This window comes from Nostoc sp., assembly GCF_036918015.1.
In the GTDB taxonomy this organism is placed as follows: domain Bacteria; phylum Cyanobacteriota; class Cyanobacteriia; order Cyanobacteriales; family Nostocaceae; genus Nostoc.
In genome coordinates this window covers 60,213-75,507 of sequence record NZ_JBALEO010000012.1, presented here as the reverse complement: position 1 = coordinate 75,507, position 15,295 = coordinate 60,213, and the positions used below count along the sequence as shown (strand labels likewise).

The following is a 15,295-nucleotide window of genomic DNA, read 5'->3' as shown; positions in this document are numbered from 1 at the left end:
TTTTTTAGTTACAAATACCCGTGTTCTGCTAGGAATGCGGGTGTAATGCCATCTATACTATTGTCATCAGTGCCTCTGGTGTGGGGGTTGCCAGAATAAAGGAATTTTTCGACGTATTTGCCGAGAATATCCCCTTCTAGATTCACTAAACTCCCAGCAACCAAATAGCGAAGATTTGTCTCGCTGTATGTCAGGGGAATTACCGCTACTTTGAATTGGGAAAGTTCTGGCTCATAAGCGGCGACTGTGAGACTGATGCCATTGACGGCAATGCTACCTTTGGGGACAATGTACCGTGCGATCGCAACGGAAGCAATAAAGGTCATTTCCCAAGAAGTAGCGGTTTGTTCCGCCACTAGTAATCGACCGATGCCGTCTACATGACCCATCACAAAATGACCGCCAACTTTGCTGCCTACCTTGAGCGACGCTTCTAAGTTGACATATCTCTGTTGGGTTTGCTCGCCTCCCAACGTCGTGCGGCGTAGAGTTTCTGGTGAAGCCGTGGCAATAAACCCGTCTTTTAAAACTTGTTCTACTGTTAGGCAAACACCATCGACAGCAACACTGTCACCATAAGCCAAATCTTGCATAATTACTTCACCCGACTGGCTTGCACAAGTAATTTGCCAAGAATCGCCCCCTAAGGGTTCCATCGTTCCTAATGCTTGGATTAATCCTGTAAACACGGCTTTTTTGTCAAACTAACTCTATTTATTGCCTAATTTTGCCTGAAGTCAATTGGTAATTGTCATAGAAATCTCGAACATCCAAGTATATTTTCTGACTTTTTTTAGGATAGGAATATTAACACATTAGCATCCTTCACAAGGCATACTTGGTTAAGAAGGTTATTCTTTAAGAAGACCAATTTGACTTACTCTGGTTTTCACCACAAGTTCGGAGTTTAATAGAAGCAATTATAGAGAACGAATGCTTATGTTTATTACTGTCACCAAACCGCCTAAAAAGGGGTGTTATTTGTTACACGCCATCAAAGGCTCTCAAAGCATTGTAGAGGCTTAGGCAATGATTGAAATGAAAGTCGCTGGCATAGCATTAGATGCCATAACCCGCAGCCCGATCGTCCTTTTGAAAGATTCTTCAGATCGGCGGGCTTTGCCAATTTACATTGGTCAGGAACAGGCTAGGGCAATTATGGGCGCACTGGAGAATCAGAAGCCTCCTAGACCCTTAACTCACGACCTGATTGTGAATATTTTAGAGACTTGGAACATGACTCTAGAAAAAGTCATTATTCATTCCCTGCAAAAGGATACATTTTATGCAGCTTTAATTGTCCAGCAAGGCGAAGTCAAAAAAGAAATTGACGCGCGTCCTAGCGATGCGATCGCTATTGCTCTCCGTACAAATACTCCCATTTGGGTAATGGAAGAAGTCATTGCCGATGCTTCTATCCCTGTTGATCGCGATGCAGATGAAGCCGAACAGCAAGCCTTCCGTGAATTTATTTCCAATCTCCGTCCTGAAGATTTGATCAAGCGCTTTGGTAATGGCGATAGCTAGGAAAGTTATGAGTTATGAGTTAGGAGTTAGGAGTTATGAGTTATTTTGCTTCAACTCCTAACTTGTAAGCAAAAAAAGTTAGGAGTTAAGAGCTATGATTTACTTCCTTCAACTCCTAACTTATAACTCCTAACTTCTAACTCTTTGTTAAAAATGCAATACCGACGCTTTGGAAAAACGAATCTGCGCCTCTCGGTTTTTTCCTTGGGAACAATGCGCTACTTGGCTGATTTTGAAAATGCTCACCAGACTATCGAACAAGCCTTAGCGCTAGGAATTAATCATCTAGAAACCGCCAGAGGTTACGGCAAAAGCGAGGAGTATCTTGGTAGGGCACTAAAAGCTGGGTTGTCAGTACCCCGAACGAAGCTTTATGTCACTACTAAAATCTCAGCCACAGCAGATGCTGACACCATGCGTCGGTACATTGACGAATCCCTAGAACAATTACAACTAGATTATTTAGATTGCTTAGGGGTTCATGGTTTGAACACTTGGCAACATTTGGAGTGGGTGCAAGCCAAAAATGGCTGTATGCAAGCCGTAGAAGAAGCTGTTGCTGATGGCCGAGTACGACACGTTGGTTTTTCCACCCACGGGCCATTAGAGGTAATTCAGGCAGCAATAAATACAGATTTATTTGAATTTGTCAATCTGCATTATTACTATTTTTTTCAACGGCACGCACCAGCGATTCAACTAGCTGCCGAAAAGGATATGGGCATTTTCATTATTTCGCCTGCTGATAAGGGAGGACGCCTCTACACGCCACCTCAAACCTTAAAAGACCTGTGTTATCCGTATTCACCCTTAGAATTGAATTATCGATTTTTACTTGCAGATCGCCGTATTACTACTTTGAGTATAGGGCCAGCAAACCCAGGTGAATTAAGAGAACCTTTGCAAATTGCTGACCATGATGGAGAGTTAACATCAGCAGAAATTTCCACTTTCTGGCAGTTAGAAAATCACCAAAAAATTGCTTTGGAAACTGATAATTGTAGCCAGTGTTATGCTTGTTTGCCCTGTCCAGAAAATATCAATATTCCAGAGGTACTACGTTTACGTAATCTCGCCGTGGCATACGATATGAAAGACTATGGTCAATATCGTTACGGAATGTTTGAAAATGCCGGTCACTGGTTCCCTGGAATGAAAGGCAACCGTTGTACAGAATGTGGTGACTGTTTGCCTCGCTGTCCAGAAAAGTTAGATATCCCAGCTTTGTTAAAAGATACTCACCAAAAATTAAGTGGGAAAGCAGGTCGGAGATTGTGGGGATAAAAATGTAAACTGGAGTCAGAATATCCGTTAATTTCAGCATGGTATTCACCACCCAGTCGCAGACTCGTCATTCTAGGTACTGAGTTCTGAGTTCTTTATTGTTAAAATTATATAAAGATTAAAAGAGTCAGGAAGATCCGCTCAAGCTGGGGTGTCTCACCAAAAAAGATGAAAATTAAAAAAAAAGAAATATCCTACGCCAATCACTGACGGTTTTCCGCTACAGTGGACGGGCTGTAAGCTTAGTATGGACTACTAGCCGATCGCTTACTATTTTTCTGGCTAGTTTAACTTTGGTGGCTGGTCTATTACCGGCGGCGATATCCTACATCAGTAAATTAATTGTTGATGCAGTGGTATTTGCATCTCAAGTGAACTCACAAAGCAATGGTTCTGTAAATATTTATCCTTCACTATTTTATGTAGGATTAGAAGCGATCGCTGTAATTTTACTAGCAGGGAGTCAGCGAGGAATCATCATTTGTCAGTCGTTATTGCGGGCGCTAATGGGTCAGCGAGTAAATGTACTCATCTTAGAAAAGGCGCTGACACTGGATCTTAGGCAATTTGAAGACTCAGAATTTTATGACAAATTGACCAATGCCCGACGAGAAGCATCGGTTCGTCCTCTTTCGTTAGTAAACCGCACCTTTGGGTTGGTGCAAAATGCCCTTTCCCTGATTACCTACGGTATTTTGCTGGTAAATTTCTCAGTTTGGGCGGTGGTGGTGCTGATTTTGGCAGCTATGCCTGTATTTATTGCGGAAACTAAGTTTGCTGGAGAAGGCTTTCGCCTATTTAGTTGGCGGGCGGCAGAAACTCGTCAACAGCACTACTTAGAAAATCTGCTAGCAAGAGAAGATTTTGTCACAGAAGTCAAACTCTATCAGTTGGGAGAGATGCTGCTAGGACGTTACCGCAGCCTATTTGAACAACTCTATGGCGAAGACCGCGATTTAACTCTGCGGCGAGGATTGTGGGGCTATCTCCTGGGTTTAGTCAGTACTGGTGCTTTTTACCTAGCTTATGCTTGGATTGTACTAGAAACAGTACAAGGTAAGATTTCCTTGGGAGATATGACAATGTATCTCACTGTGTTTCGCCAAGGACAATCAACTTTCTCCAATGCCCTCACTTCTATTGGAGGGATGTATGAGGACAACCTATATCTATCAAATCTCTACGATTTTCTGGAAGAAGAAGTACCAAAATCTTGGGGTAAGGCAACTATTGGTTTAAATCCCCAAGATGGTATCCGTTTTGAGAATGTCTCATTTACTTATCCGGGAAGTTCCAAGCCAGCCTTGAGAAACATTTCGCTGCATCTCAAACCCAGAGAGAAACTGGCAATTGTGGGTGAAAACGGTTCCGGTAAGACTACTTTAATCAAACTACTGACCCGACTCTACACGCCAGATTCTGGGCAAATTTTCTTAGATGGCTTGGATTTGCAGGAATGGGATGTGGATGTGTTGCGGCGTCGCGTTGGTGTGATTTTTCAGAACTTTGTCCGCTACCAGTTCACTGTGGGCGAGAATATTGGCGTGGGCGATGTAGAACATCTTGAAAACAAAACACAGTGGAAAACTGCTGCTGAAAAAGGCATGGCCCAATCTTTTATTGACCAATTACCTCAAAGCTTTCAGACTCAACTTGGTCGTTGGTTTAAGGGAGGACAAGAACTTTCTGGAGGACAGTGGCAGAAGATTGCTCTTTCTCGTGCTTTTATGCGATCGCAAGCAGATATCTTGGTGTTAGATGAACCAACATCGGCAATAGATGCCCAAGCTGAGTTTGAGATTTTCAATCATTTTCGCGCTATTACTCAAAATCAGATGGTACTTTTGATTTCCCATCGCTTCTCGACAGTACGAATGGCTGACAAAATCCTAGTTATAGAAAACGGGGAAGTTATAGAACAGGGAACTCACGAAGAGTTGTTACAGCTAGGAGGACGTTATGCCAAGTTGTTTCTCTTACAAGCCGCTGGTTATCAATAGGAAAAGAAGCTAGCAATCTTTGTAAATTGAGATAGCGATGCCTACGGTGGTCACTGAGCTTTGTCGAAGTGCGGGCTGTGCCTACGTACACTTATGTACAAAGCACATAACATCTCTATCTAACCACGTTAAACTGTTCAGTAAATATGGGTCACTAGACAATCCGTATCGTTAAACATTGCTACCCGATAAAATTATGCAAATAACAAAACAGCGATACTATACCCCAGAGGAATATTTAGAGCTAGAAGAAGCTGCTGAGTACAAAAGTGAATACATTGACGGGCAAATAATTCCTACGGCGGGTGGAACAATAAATCACAATCGTATAGCTGGTAATTTCTATGCTGTGTTAAACTTCGCGTTCAGACAAGAAGAATACGAAGTGTTTAATAGCGATATGCGTCTGTGGATACACCAAAAGCGTATCTACACGTATCCAGATGTGATACTAATAGCCGGTGAACCAGAATTTTTCAATAACCGTACAGATATTATTACAAATCCCCAAGTTATTGTTGAGGTTTTGTCTAAATCTACTAAAAACTACGATCGCGAAGATAAATTTCAGGCTTACCGAACTATTTCCACTTTCCAAGAATATCTATTAATTGACCAAACACGAATTCATGTAGATCAATTTTCCAAAACCGGGAAAAAGCAATGGACGCTTCGTGAATATGATGAAGAAGATGAAGCGATCGCACTTGTAACCGTACCATTTGAAATTTCCTTACAGGATTTATACAACAAGGTGAAGTTTGAGCCTGTTGAGTTTGAAGGGGAAAGTGCTGATGTTGAGGAATTGGGGTAAGGGCGCGTTAAAAAACTTGCTGTTATGTAAGCTTTTTAGAAGCTATATTTAAGTCATATAGGTTCTAAAATTATACCTGTATTCAAAAGATTTTAGAAGTATCAAAAGCAAACTAAGATGGTTCACAAAATTGCCTTGTTCAATCACAAAGGTGGTGTCAGTAAGACTACAACGACTTTTAACTTAGGTTGGATGCTTGCTTCAAAGGGTAAGAGAGTTATCCTTGTAGATACTGATCCTCAATGTAATCTAACAGGAATAGCTCTAAAAGAAGAAACTGAAGATGACGAGGCAAGGATAGAAAACATCTACAACACACATTCAAATATAAAAACTGGCTTGGCTCCTGCTTTTGAGTCACAGCCACGGGCTATTGAAGCTGTAGATTGTATTCCGATACAAGGACAAGAAGGTTTATTTTTATTACCTGGTCATGTAGGCTTTGCTGAATACGAAGTAACATTAGGTATCGCGCAGGAACTCAGTGGATCAATTCAAACACTCAAAAACTTGCCAGGTGCTATTTCTGATCTTTTAGAAAAAACTGCTAATAAATTTAATGCTGACTATATTCTGATTGATATGAGTCCGAGTTTAGGAGCAATAAATCAGAATTTACTGATGACAAGTGACTTTTTCTTAGTGCCTACAACGGCTGATTTTTTCTCTGTCATGGCAATTGATTCTCTATCTAGAATTTTATCAAAATGGTGTGCTTGGGCAAGGATGGCAAGCGTAAACCCCATATTAAAGGAAGCCACTTATCCATTCCCAGAATTTAACTTGAAATTTTTAGGAACTATAGTTCAAAACTATAGAATTATTAGGGGTAAAGAAACAGCAGCATTTCAATCATGGATAGAAAAAATTGAGCGAAGAGTTGCTTCTCAACTAGTTCCAATTTTACGTGATAATAATCTCCTATTGCCTAATAATATCTATACCAACCAGGAGATTAATAGTAATTTTACCCTGACAAAAATTTCTAACTTTAACAGTTTAATTGCTCTATCACAGGAACACAGTACACCTGTTTATGCGCTAACACCGGAACAGTTAAATCAAAAAGGCAAGGTGTTAGATAATAATCAGGCAAAGCAAGAGGAGTTTAAAAAAACTTTTTCTGACTTAGCAGATAAAATTATTGCACTATCATCCAGTTATGCAATCAGCGCTTGACCAATTTCGCATTAGTATTCAGCGTGTTCGGGATCTGATTGCTCTTCATACTTCTGTTAAGGCTCAAGCTACTGCTGCCCTGGATCTTTCAGACATTTTACGAGCTGCCCTAGTTCTAACTGTTAGTGCCTTGGATTATTATATCCATGAGGTTGTCACGTTGGGTATGCTGGAAATTCATCGAGGACAACGTGCTGAACCAGCATCTTCAGCCTTTTCCCGTTTTCAAGTTTCCTTAGGAAGCGCTCGTGAGGATAGAAGAATAGCCATAGATATCGCCTCTTGGATAGAGAGTGACATTCAGCAGGTTTATGGAGCTAACTTTTTACAGCAGTCTCATACTATTTCTGGTTTAATTCCAGCTATATCAAATAGTATTTTGAATAGATTAAATAATACTTCATGGTTAGAAGATGAGATTAGAAAAGGTTTAAGTTATAAAAGCTTTCAGCAGCCTGAGAAAATAGCTGATGCAATTAGGCAAATTTCGGATAAACAATTGTGGAATGAGGTTGCTAGGAAAATGAGTAAACCTCCTGAAGATATTAAGCAACAACTTACCTTAATTGTGGATCGCAGAAACAAAATTGCTCATGAAGCAGATATAGATCCTACCCTCAACATAGGTAATCGCTGGTATATAGACGAATCAATGGTTGGTGATACAGTTGATTTTATTGAGCAGCTTGTTGAGAGTATTCATCAAATTTTGTAGCTTTGGGTAGATTAATAGTAGATATTGTTAACTAACTAATTAAGCAAGATATGCAGGACATGGTTGTGGAACGATCAAGACTGCGATCGCCCCATTTCCCACCAACTTAGATAAAATCACTATGGTGCTAGTTAACTACTCCTGACAACTTGTAGAAATTCCCTTAGTACAGGTGTCATATCTTCTTCCCGCCACACTATAGCCGTTTCTACTAATGGTGTTTTCTCTTCCAGAGTACGATAAACTACACCAGTTCTCTGAAGATTTTGCAATGAAGACGGTGCGATCGCAATCCCCATTCCCGCTGAAACCAATCCGATAATCGTCTGCATCTGAATCGCTTCTTGAGTCACTTTTGGGCTGAAGTCTCCTTGCTGACAAAGACTTACGATTTGATCGTAAAGTCCTGGCCCCAAATGGCGAGGGAACATGATAAAGTTTTCGTTTACTAGCGATCGCACTGAAATCTTTTCTTGTTCAGCTAAAGAATGAGTTTCCAACATAGCCACAATTAAAGCTTCTTGCTGAATGCATTCTTGATTGAGTGTGTTGTCTTCTAAGGGTGGATGGGCAAAACCTACATGGATGCGGCGATCCTGTAGCGCTTGCTCCTGCTGAGTTGTGGTTAATTCCTGCAATACCAACTCTACTTCTGGAAACTGTTCTCTAAACCGCCGCAAAATCACAGGAAGCAAATCGTAAGTTACCAAACTGGTAAACCCAATTCGTAATTGCCCCTTTTCACCTCTTCCCGTTTTTTGGGTTAGCTCAATTGCTTTTTGGAGTTGAGCTAAAAGCTGATAGGCTTCTTGCAAAAAAACTTGCCCTGCTTCTGTTAGTTGCACCTGTCGTTTGGTTTTGCGGTAAAACAGTTCTACCCCCAATTGCGCCTCTAATTGCTGAATTTGCTGGCTTAAGGGCGGTTGAGCGATGTGCAGTCGCTCGGCGGCTCTACTGAAGTGCAGTTCTTCAGCGACAGCAATAAAGTAGCGCAAGTGTCGCAATTCCATTTCTTTTACATTTTATAATGTTTCAATTTTTTATAAATATATAAACGCAGAGAGGCGCAAGGTAGCGCAAATATTTTAGATAATTTGTAACAAAAACTAGAGGTGCGATCGCTATGATTAATGCTGATTTACGTATAAATTTCATTGATACTCGACAATCAAAAATGTATTGCTCACTAGAATCATCCCGTGAAAAAAATTGTTGCTTGTAATATAAAACTGTATCAGTCTATATGCTATATTTATTAGTTTTTAGAAGCAGCTATTGAAGTTTTTACGTATTTTTATAAAAGCCTCAGATGCTATGTAGAAATTATTTAAACTTGGCTTCAGCGTTCAAGTTTGATTACAAATCCTGCCACCAGACTTGATCTACCAAGAGATTAATTCAAACTATAAAATAATATTAAATTTTAAGCGATTTAGTGCTATATGCTTTACCAGCTAAGATTTTAAAAATAGTAATTATCGCTTCTTTAATAATGAGCAAGAGTGTTTCAAAAAATATTATTCATAGCGCCGAATAATCATCTATTTTTCTGATCTTCAATGCCCCATGCCCTATAACCAATACCTTAATTGCATACTTCTATGGGATTAGAAGTATCCACACCAACCCAAACAATTACCCCTAGCAGGTTAAACTAGGTCTGGTAACAACTGCTCCACGTTCCTTATGAGGCTTTTATGGGAGCTAACCTCAAACAGATTGCCAACTATTTAGACAACCTTGGTTGGGACTACCGTTTTGATGATGAGGAAGACCGAATTATAACAGGTGTGGAGGCTGATAATCTAGAAGATTTCCTAATAGTTGTCCAACTGGATGAAGAAGGAAAATTTTTTCGGGTATTTGCCCCTCAAGTTCTGGGAGGAATCCAAGACCATCCTCACAAGGCAGCTATCCTCCAGACAATGCTTGCCATTTCCTGGGAAACCAAAATGTTGCAATGGGAGTATGACCCATCCGATGGTGAAATTCGTGCCATTATTGAGTTTCCTTTAGAAGACTCGATTCTCACAGAAAAACAATTTCACCGTTGTCTGAGTGGATTAATTCAGATTGTGGATGGCATAGCAATACCTCGCTTGACAGAAGTGATGGCAACAGGTCTCGATCCGGGGAATATAGAACTTGGGGAAAGACTATTACTCAGTATCCAAGAAGAAGCACCAGGATTGTTAGATTTACTAGAAAAAGCAATGGAAGCGCGAAAAAAGCGAGGAAGTTTTCCTAGTGAGTGAGACGGATCATCACTTAAATAGCTATACTCCAAAGTGATACCCTCACTATATACTGAAATTTTCTGGGGCTGGATATTATGACATCCTATGCAACCTCCTCTGCCAAAGCGGAAATGAGCGAACTCCGGCGGTTGAAAGCTTTACTACCACCAGAACTGCAAAGCTGGGTCACGGTTGAAGGCACAACTGAGGTCAATCCACCCCTGGTTCGCTGCGAAGAAATTGGTAAAGACCAGGTAGAAATTCAAATTGATTTGGTGAAATGGGATGCCCTCGCAATGGATCAGCGTAATCTGCTGTTCTGGCATGAGGTTGCTCGCGTTCAAAATGACACAATTCCTAAAGATGGTTGGGAAATGGCAGCACTAGCCATCGGTTTAGGTGGTGCTGTAGGAGAATTGTGGGTACAAGATGGATTGCTGCTGGTGTTAGCTTTGTCGCTTTGTGGCGTGTCAGGCTGGCGACTGTACCAAAAGAATAATGGGGAAAAGCAACTAAGAGAATTGCTCAATGCTGATGAGAAAGCGATCGCTTTAGCAACTCGTTTTGGTTATAGCCTCCCCAATGCCTACAAGAGTCTCGGTAGCGCCTTGAAAACCCTGATTGATAATACTCCTAGTAAGCGTCAACGATCGAGATACGAAGCAAGACTCTCTGCCCTCAAACGCAGTGCCAATAAGGCAAAAGCTAAATCCAAAGCTCCAGATGAGGGGGCGTTATAGAAACTAGAAATTAGGTTGGGTGGGTATTGCCCACCCCTCGAAACACCTAAATCAAGGTGGGTTTGACGAACTTCTCCCTGTCTTGAACTTTAATTTTAGTTTCTCTCTAAGTTGGAAAGTGAAGGTTTTACGTAATAAAACCTCTTAGTGGTCTTTTGATTTAGCTAATTAGACTTCCTATTGAGGAGGCTCCTGCCTCCCTAATTAGCAGCAACAGCCCAATTACCATTTCATAAAATCTTACTTTTTTCTTGACTACATCTTTATCAAACTCAAATTTTACAACTGGTTCAGCATTTTATGCGTCTGGGGAATCACGCGCACGTGCTTGACAAACCTCTTCATCAAAGCTTGCCACGTCAAAACTTGATCGCTGGAAGGCGCAAGTACAGGTACTGGAGAAAATTGTTCTGATACTGCCAAAGGCGTAACAGGTTGTAAAAATACTGAGATATCTGGACTAACCTCTGCCACCAACGAAGCTGAACGTTCCAACTCGGCGGGATCTGTGTTTTGAGACACAATTATCTTGACAAAAACATTTAAATATGAGTCATAACATAACTGGAGAAATTTACTATGTTCTTGCCAATGACTTTCGCCGCTAACACTGGGCAATTTTAAATCCATACCTACAGAGTCTAAGTATGGGATAATCATTGCTAGTTGTTCTGGGCGATGTCCGCCGGTTTCTAAGTATATAGGGAGACCAGTGATGGCTCGCACTTGGGGTAGAAACTGCGTTAAAAATGAGGCATGAAGAAGTGGTTCGCCGCCAGTTAAGCTAATGCTATCGTGTAGACAAGGCAGATTTTGCTGTTCCACCCATTCGAGTAATATGGGTAATGGGACAGGGTTAGAGTGAATTTCAAAGTCGCGCAATCCAGGCGATCGCTCTATCCGACAAGTTGTAGGTGCACTCCAAGTGTGGGCACTATCACAAAAGTGACAGCGCAAATCACACAAAGCAAAACGAATAAATATCTGACGTGTCCCTACATTCAGTCCTTCCCCTTGAATGGCAGAAAAGACCTCAATCAGGCGTGCGGTAGGTGTAACCGTATTTTTAGAAATCATTTGATGAGAGCAACGCGATCGCGCTGCGTCGGCACAACAGCAAGGATGTTTTTTGGCTTCTTGTTCTATTGTGAATCGTCGCTAGCGATCTCCAATCTCAGCCTCGGTAAATAGCAGTTAGTCCTGATTACCACTAATTTCGATATTAGGTTAAGTAATTTTGTAGGACAAACTAATGTTTGGCATATTACATTATACATGGCAACGAAAGTGCAGAGCTTCATGACTAGCCAACCGACAGAGGTCGATTTTCCAGTTAATTCCCTAAACGACATTGCTATAGTGCAGGTGCCGACGCGGTTGAGCGTGCTGGAGGCTTTAGGCTTTAAGCAAACCTGCCAAGGCTTAATTGGGCCCAATTCACATCCCAAGCAAATCATCATTGATTTTCACCAAACTACTTTTATCGATAGTAGTGGTTTAGGTGCCCTGGTAAGTAATTTTAAATATGCTCAGGCTAAGGATATTACATTAACACTGCGGAATGTAACACCTCAAGTCATGGCAGTTCTAAAACTCACAGGGTTGGATCAGGTTTTTCCTTTAGAGCTTGTGGAGGATGGGTCGTTAATAGAACAAAATGACATAGTAGATAATCGGAAGACAACTTCCCGTAAAGTAGAGCAGTTACCCACTACTCATCCTTCTATGGCATCTTGGATGAAACGGTTCTTAGATATTATTGGGTCAGTGATTGGTTTATTAATTACAGGAATTTTGTTTATTCCAATTGCGATCGCTATTCAAATTAACGATCCCGGCCCCATTTTCTTTAGTCAAATTCGTTGTGGTTGGATGGGGAAACACTTTAAGATTTGGAAATTCCGCTCTATGTGTGTGGATGCAGAAGCAAAGAAATCCCAAGTCAAAAACCAAGTGCAAGGTGCTTTTTTCAAGAATGAAAATGACCCCAGAATTACTAAGGTAGGGCGCTTGTTACGGCGAACTAGTCTTGATGAATTACCCCAATTTTGGAACGTCCTCAAAGGAGAAATGAGTTTAGTAGGCACTCGACCACCTACACCCGATGAAGTAGAACGCTATGAAGTACCTGAGTGGCAACGTTTAGATGTAAAACCCGGTATGACTGGCGAATGGCAAGTAAATGGACGTTCTACAGTCCGTAGTTTTGAAGATGTAATTCGTCTGGATTTGCAGTATCAAAAAAATTGGAGTTTACTGTACGATTTAAAGCTAATTTTCAAAACTATAGCTATTCTGTTTAATAGAAACAGTGGTGCTGTTTAGCTAATTATCCTTATTCACAATTTTTTGAGAACTCGCAACTCTCACGATATTCTTAAATACGCCCAAGCCTATTATGGGCTTGGGTAAATTTTAGGTTCACTTATAACACCACGCAAGTGTCAGCCAATTTTGGTTTTGAGATTTTAGACTGAACCCACGGATCAATCCTTTTTATTAAAACAAAGATGTTTATGTATTTTTATCCTCTATTAAAATCAGGGTTTGAAAAAATTTTGGATTTTGAATCATTCAATCCAAAATCCAAAATTAAAAATCTAAAATTTGGTAATCCTGTGTGTGAGATTATCCCATTGCCTTCTGAACACTAACCACTTCAATCGGCTGCACCTCTGGCAATAAACGCTTCATACCTTGCTTAACAAATCCCTGCAAAAAACCAATCTGCTGATTTTGCTGAAATACCTTTTGCAATGTTTGCCGCAAATTCTCCAAATTCAAACCAGTTCCAGAATCTATGGCTATTTCCTGCTGTTGGAAATACTCAACTAGACTTAACCCTGCCACTCTAGTTAGATAAGCTGCACTTACTCCCTGCACTACGCCACCAGCAACAAAGGTAACGGCATTACTTTTCAGAACAGTACTAATAGCCTTTGTAGAAAGTTCAACTAAACCCAATTTCAGCATCAAACTTCCCATTGTTCCAGCTACGGTTTGTGCTTGTTCTAGGGAAAATTTTTGCTGATAGATGTTACCTAAATCCATTACCATTTGAGCATTAATTGCCGCAGTTGCTAGGATATCAAAGGCTGGTACTGGGTTAGCAAAGGCAGCAGCAGCAGCTATCCACTGATATTGTTCAATAATTGGAGTGGCGCGATCGCGTCTGGTTCCATTCAGCCAATTTTTCGCCTCAGCTTTCAACAATCCGGCTTTCCTCATGGTTGTCACCCAAACTAGCCGTTGTCTTTGCTGTGCTAAAACTTCACCCAATTGCTGCGTTAACTGCTGGATATCTGCTGCTGGTTGCTCCATCCACTCTTGCACAGAACCATCAGCCTCATGCTTTCGGACTTTGATGGCAATGGGAGAGGCCGCAGTTGCAACTACATTTCCCTGCATCCGCTGTTTCAAAGACAGCAAGATGTTGGCACTTTCATCGGTTAAATACTGGTCTTGTTTGTTGAAAACCAGCATATTAGGCTGATTTGCTGCCTTTAGCTGCTGTAAGATTTGAAATTCGGAATCTGTCAAATCTCCGTTTGTCAGAAATAGCACAAAATCAGATTTTGCTACTTCTGCCAAAATAGCCGCATCTGAATTTTCACCCACTTCCCTAAATAAAGGTGCTGTCTCTTGTAAAGACACGACATTTTGTGTCTCTAGATTTTGCTCTAGCACTTGAATTAAAGTGCTTTTACCCACGGATTTCCCGCCAGTCACAGCTACTTTAATTTGTTGTCTGTCTAATTCCAACAACAATTGGGCAATTTGTTCTCTGAGTGTCTCTAAGGCTGGATGGTTTTCTGATTCTTGTGCCAGTTGGTTAATTACAGTTTCAGTTTTAGCGATCGCACTTTCCACAGTCGCTCGATCCACTACCATCCCATCTAGCTGTTCTAAACTGTTTTTGGGGCGTTTTTGCTGGAATAACCACAAACCACCACCTACAGCTAAGGCACTCAACAAACCAAACTCACCCACCTGCACTATAGAATCGTGCCAACTGTCCAACATCCACAGGGAAAAGGAAAGTCCCAATCCTCCCACTAAAATTGGTCGCTGCAACTTCACAACCATGATTCTCCGCGCCTTTTAGATGGCTATTTCTTCCAGAATAGATTAAAATTCTGCTTCTGGGAATTTAACAGGCGATCGAACACAACTTTCTTTACCTACAGATGCCTGTAAAATTAACTCCCAAGCATTCCTATATTGTGCCGAACGCGGTTTACGCTGTCTTTTCTCAGCTTCAACAAGGTGTATTTCGCTACCGTAGCCAATGAATATGTCTATTGGGAAGATATAAAATAGGTCAAGATTTTCTATATAAACTAAAGCAAAATCAAAGTCTGATAGCTTATATGCTTCTCGAAGCATCAGCCGCCGATTGGTTTTAGTACGGCGGTTATCTACAACATAATTGCCTGAAGGCTCATCAAACCAAGCATATTTGACTTGGATTTTAATTAGAGTTCCCTCTACATCAAATGCTAGATCGTAAGGTAGCCGATCGCCAAAAGGTTTCAAAACTCCCCAACCACGCTTTAAGGCATGAAGAACAGCAGCTTGTTCAGCTATGTCTCCTCTAAGCTTTGTGTCCATCTGCAAAATAAAAATAATTAAATAAAACAAAACCCCGGAATCTTTTCAAATTCCGGGGTTTTGTTTTAATTTGGTGGCGGGAAGTGGATTTGAACCACTGACCTTCGGGTTATGCTTACCAACTACAACTTTCGTTGCCCAGATTTACTGGTTTGTGGTCTGGACTGTCCCTTCACCCTCGGCGTTAT

At 41.0% G+C, this 15,295-nt stretch carries 14 protein-coding genes; 9 read left to right on the top strand and 5 right to left on the bottom strand.

Annotated elements, in window-relative coordinates; genetic code table 11:
* Positions 1–8: 8 nt before the first annotated feature.
* Positions 9–689, bottom strand: a complete 681-nt coding sequence (locus tag V7K61_RS03650) for a riboflavin synthase (RefSeq protein WP_335051001.1) — start codon at positions 687–689, stop codon at positions 9–11.
* A gap of 340 nt (positions 690–1,029) precedes the next feature.
* On the opposite strand from V7K61_RS03650, the gene V7K61_RS03645 reads away from it, so the two are divergent.
* The 6 genes from V7K61_RS03645 to V7K61_RS03620 all read left to right on the top strand — a co-directional run bounded on the left by V7K61_RS03645 (position 1,030) and on the right by V7K61_RS03620 (position 7,519).
* The gene (locus V7K61_RS03645; RefSeq protein ID WP_094349146.1) at positions 1,030–1,527 is read left to right on the top strand and encodes a bifunctional nuclease family protein; all 498 of its coding nucleotides are present in this window, start codon (positions 1,030–1,032) and stop codon (positions 1,525–1,527) included.
* Between the two features lie 153 nt (positions 1,528–1,680).
* Positions 1,681–2,811 (top strand): aldo/keto reductase, encoded by a 1,131-nt coding sequence (locus tag V7K61_RS03640; protein WP_335050999.1) that lies wholly within the window; start codon positions 1,681–1,683, stop codon positions 2,809–2,811.
* Positions 2,812–3,002: 191 nt separating this feature from the next.
* Positions 3,003–4,811 carry an ABC transporter ATP-binding protein gene (locus V7K61_RS03635; RefSeq protein WP_335051111.1) on the top strand — a complete coding sequence of 603 codons (1,809 nt, stop codon included), beginning with the start codon at positions 3,003–3,005 and terminating at the stop codon, positions 4,809–4,811.
* A gap of 196 nt (positions 4,812–5,007) precedes the next feature.
* Positions 5,008–5,625, top strand: coding sequence for a Uma2 family endonuclease (locus V7K61_RS03630; protein WP_335050997.1), 618 nt, complete (start codon positions 5,008–5,010; stop codon positions 5,623–5,625).
* A 117-nt stretch (positions 5,626–5,742) separates the two neighbouring features.
* Positions 5,743–6,804: a ParA family protein gene (locus V7K61_RS03625; RefSeq protein WP_335050995.1), complete on the top strand. Its 1,062-nt coding sequence runs from the start codon at positions 5,743–5,745 to the stop codon at positions 6,802–6,804.
* Complete coding sequence (locus V7K61_RS03620) at positions 6,788–7,519, top strand: HEPN domain-containing protein (RefSeq protein ID WP_335050993.1); 732 nt, start codon at positions 6,788–6,790, stop codon at positions 7,517–7,519. The genes V7K61_RS03625 and V7K61_RS03620 overlap by 17 nt, the downstream gene beginning before the upstream one ends.
* Positions 7,520–7,650: 131 nt before the next feature.
* Here V7K61_RS03620 and V7K61_RS03615 read toward each other — a convergent pair whose 3' ends face one another.
* The gene (locus tag V7K61_RS03615) at positions 7,651–8,529 is read right to left on the bottom strand and encodes a LysR family transcriptional regulator (protein WP_335050991.1); all 879 of its coding nucleotides are present in this window, start codon (positions 8,527–8,529) and stop codon (positions 7,651–7,653) included.
* Between the two features lie 687 nt (positions 8,530–9,216).
* Between V7K61_RS03615 and V7K61_RS03610 the strand changes: the two genes are divergently transcribed.
* Both V7K61_RS03610 and V7K61_RS03605 read left to right on the top strand, forming a co-directional pair.
* Complete coding sequence (locus tag V7K61_RS03610) at positions 9,217–9,774, top strand: hypothetical protein (RefSeq protein ID WP_292774879.1); 558 nt, start codon at positions 9,217–9,219, stop codon at positions 9,772–9,774.
* Between the two features lie 77 nt (positions 9,775–9,851).
* Complete coding sequence (locus V7K61_RS03605) at positions 9,852–10,496, top strand: DUF3318 domain-containing protein (RefSeq protein WP_292729213.1); 645 nt, start codon at positions 9,852–9,854, stop codon at positions 10,494–10,496.
* Between the two features lie 279 nt (positions 10,497–10,775).
* On the opposite strand, the gene V7K61_RS03600 is transcribed toward V7K61_RS03605, so the two are convergent.
* Positions 10,776–11,573 carry a 7-carboxy-7-deazaguanine synthase QueE gene (locus V7K61_RS03600; RefSeq protein ID WP_335050988.1) on the bottom strand — a complete coding sequence of 266 codons (798 nt, stop codon included), beginning with the start codon at positions 11,571–11,573 and terminating at the stop codon, positions 10,776–10,778.
* Between the two features lie 198 nt (positions 11,574–11,771).
* Here V7K61_RS03600 and V7K61_RS03595 point away from each other — a divergent pair, with 198 nt between their 5' ends.
* Positions 11,772–12,821, top strand: a complete 1,050-nt coding sequence (locus tag V7K61_RS03595; protein WP_335050986.1) for a sugar transferase — start codon at positions 11,772–11,774, stop codon at positions 12,819–12,821.
* A gap of 303 nt (positions 12,822–13,124) precedes the next feature.
* Here the strand turns inward: V7K61_RS03595 and V7K61_RS03590 are convergent, their stop codons facing one another.
* Positions 13,125–14,582, bottom strand: coding sequence for a YcjF family protein (locus V7K61_RS03590; RefSeq protein ID WP_335050984.1), 1,458 nt, complete (start codon positions 14,580–14,582; stop codon positions 13,125–13,127).
* Positions 14,583–14,624: 42 nt separating this feature from the next.
* Entirely contained in the window at positions 14,625–15,107 is a 483-nt protein-coding gene (locus V7K61_RS03585) for a group I intron-associated PD-(D/E)XK endonuclease (protein WP_335050982.1), read from the bottom strand.
* Positions 15,108–15,295 lie beyond the last annotated feature (188 nt).

Excerpts from the sequence above, each read along its gene's own strand:
- V7K61_RS03590 (WP_335050984.1), bottom strand. The coding sequence starts at position 14,582 with ATGGTTGTGAAGTTGCAGCGACCAATTTTAGTGGGAGGATTGGGACTT.
- V7K61_RS03595 (WP_335050986.1), top strand. The coding sequence starts at position 11,772 with ATGGCAACGAAAGTGCAGAGCTTCATGACTAGCCAACCGACAGAGGTC.
- V7K61_RS03640 (WP_335050999.1), top strand. The coding sequence starts at position 1,681 with ATGCAATACCGACGCTTTGGAAAAACGAATCTGCGCCTCTCGGTTTTT.
- V7K61_RS03600 (WP_335050988.1), bottom strand. The coding sequence starts at position 11,573 with ATGATTTCTAAAAATACGGTTACACCTACCGCACGCCTGATTGAGGTC.
- V7K61_RS03630 (WP_335050997.1), top strand. The coding sequence starts at position 5,008 with ATGCAAATAACAAAACAGCGATACTATACCCCAGAGGAATATTTAGAG.
- V7K61_RS03625 (WP_335050995.1), top strand. The coding sequence starts at position 5,743 with ATGGTTCACAAAATTGCCTTGTTCAATCACAAAGGTGGTGTCAGTAAG.
- V7K61_RS03585 (WP_335050982.1), bottom strand. The coding sequence starts at position 15,107 with ATGGACACAAAGCTTAGAGGAGACATAGCTGAACAAGCTGCTGTTCTT.
- V7K61_RS03645 (WP_094349146.1), top strand. The coding sequence starts at position 1,030 with ATGATTGAAATGAAAGTCGCTGGCATAGCATTAGATGCCATAACCCGC.
- V7K61_RS03620 (WP_335050993.1), top strand. The coding sequence starts at position 6,788 with ATGCAATCAGCGCTTGACCAATTTCGCATTAGTATTCAGCGTGTTCGG.
- V7K61_RS03605 (WP_292729213.1), top strand. The coding sequence starts at position 9,852 with ATGACATCCTATGCAACCTCCTCTGCCAAAGCGGAAATGAGCGAACTC.
- V7K61_RS03615 (WP_335050991.1), bottom strand. The coding sequence starts at position 8,529 with ATGGAATTGCGACACTTGCGCTACTTTATTGCTGTCGCTGAAGAACTG.
- V7K61_RS03610 (WP_292774879.1), top strand. The coding sequence starts at position 9,217 with ATGGGAGCTAACCTCAAACAGATTGCCAACTATTTAGACAACCTTGGT.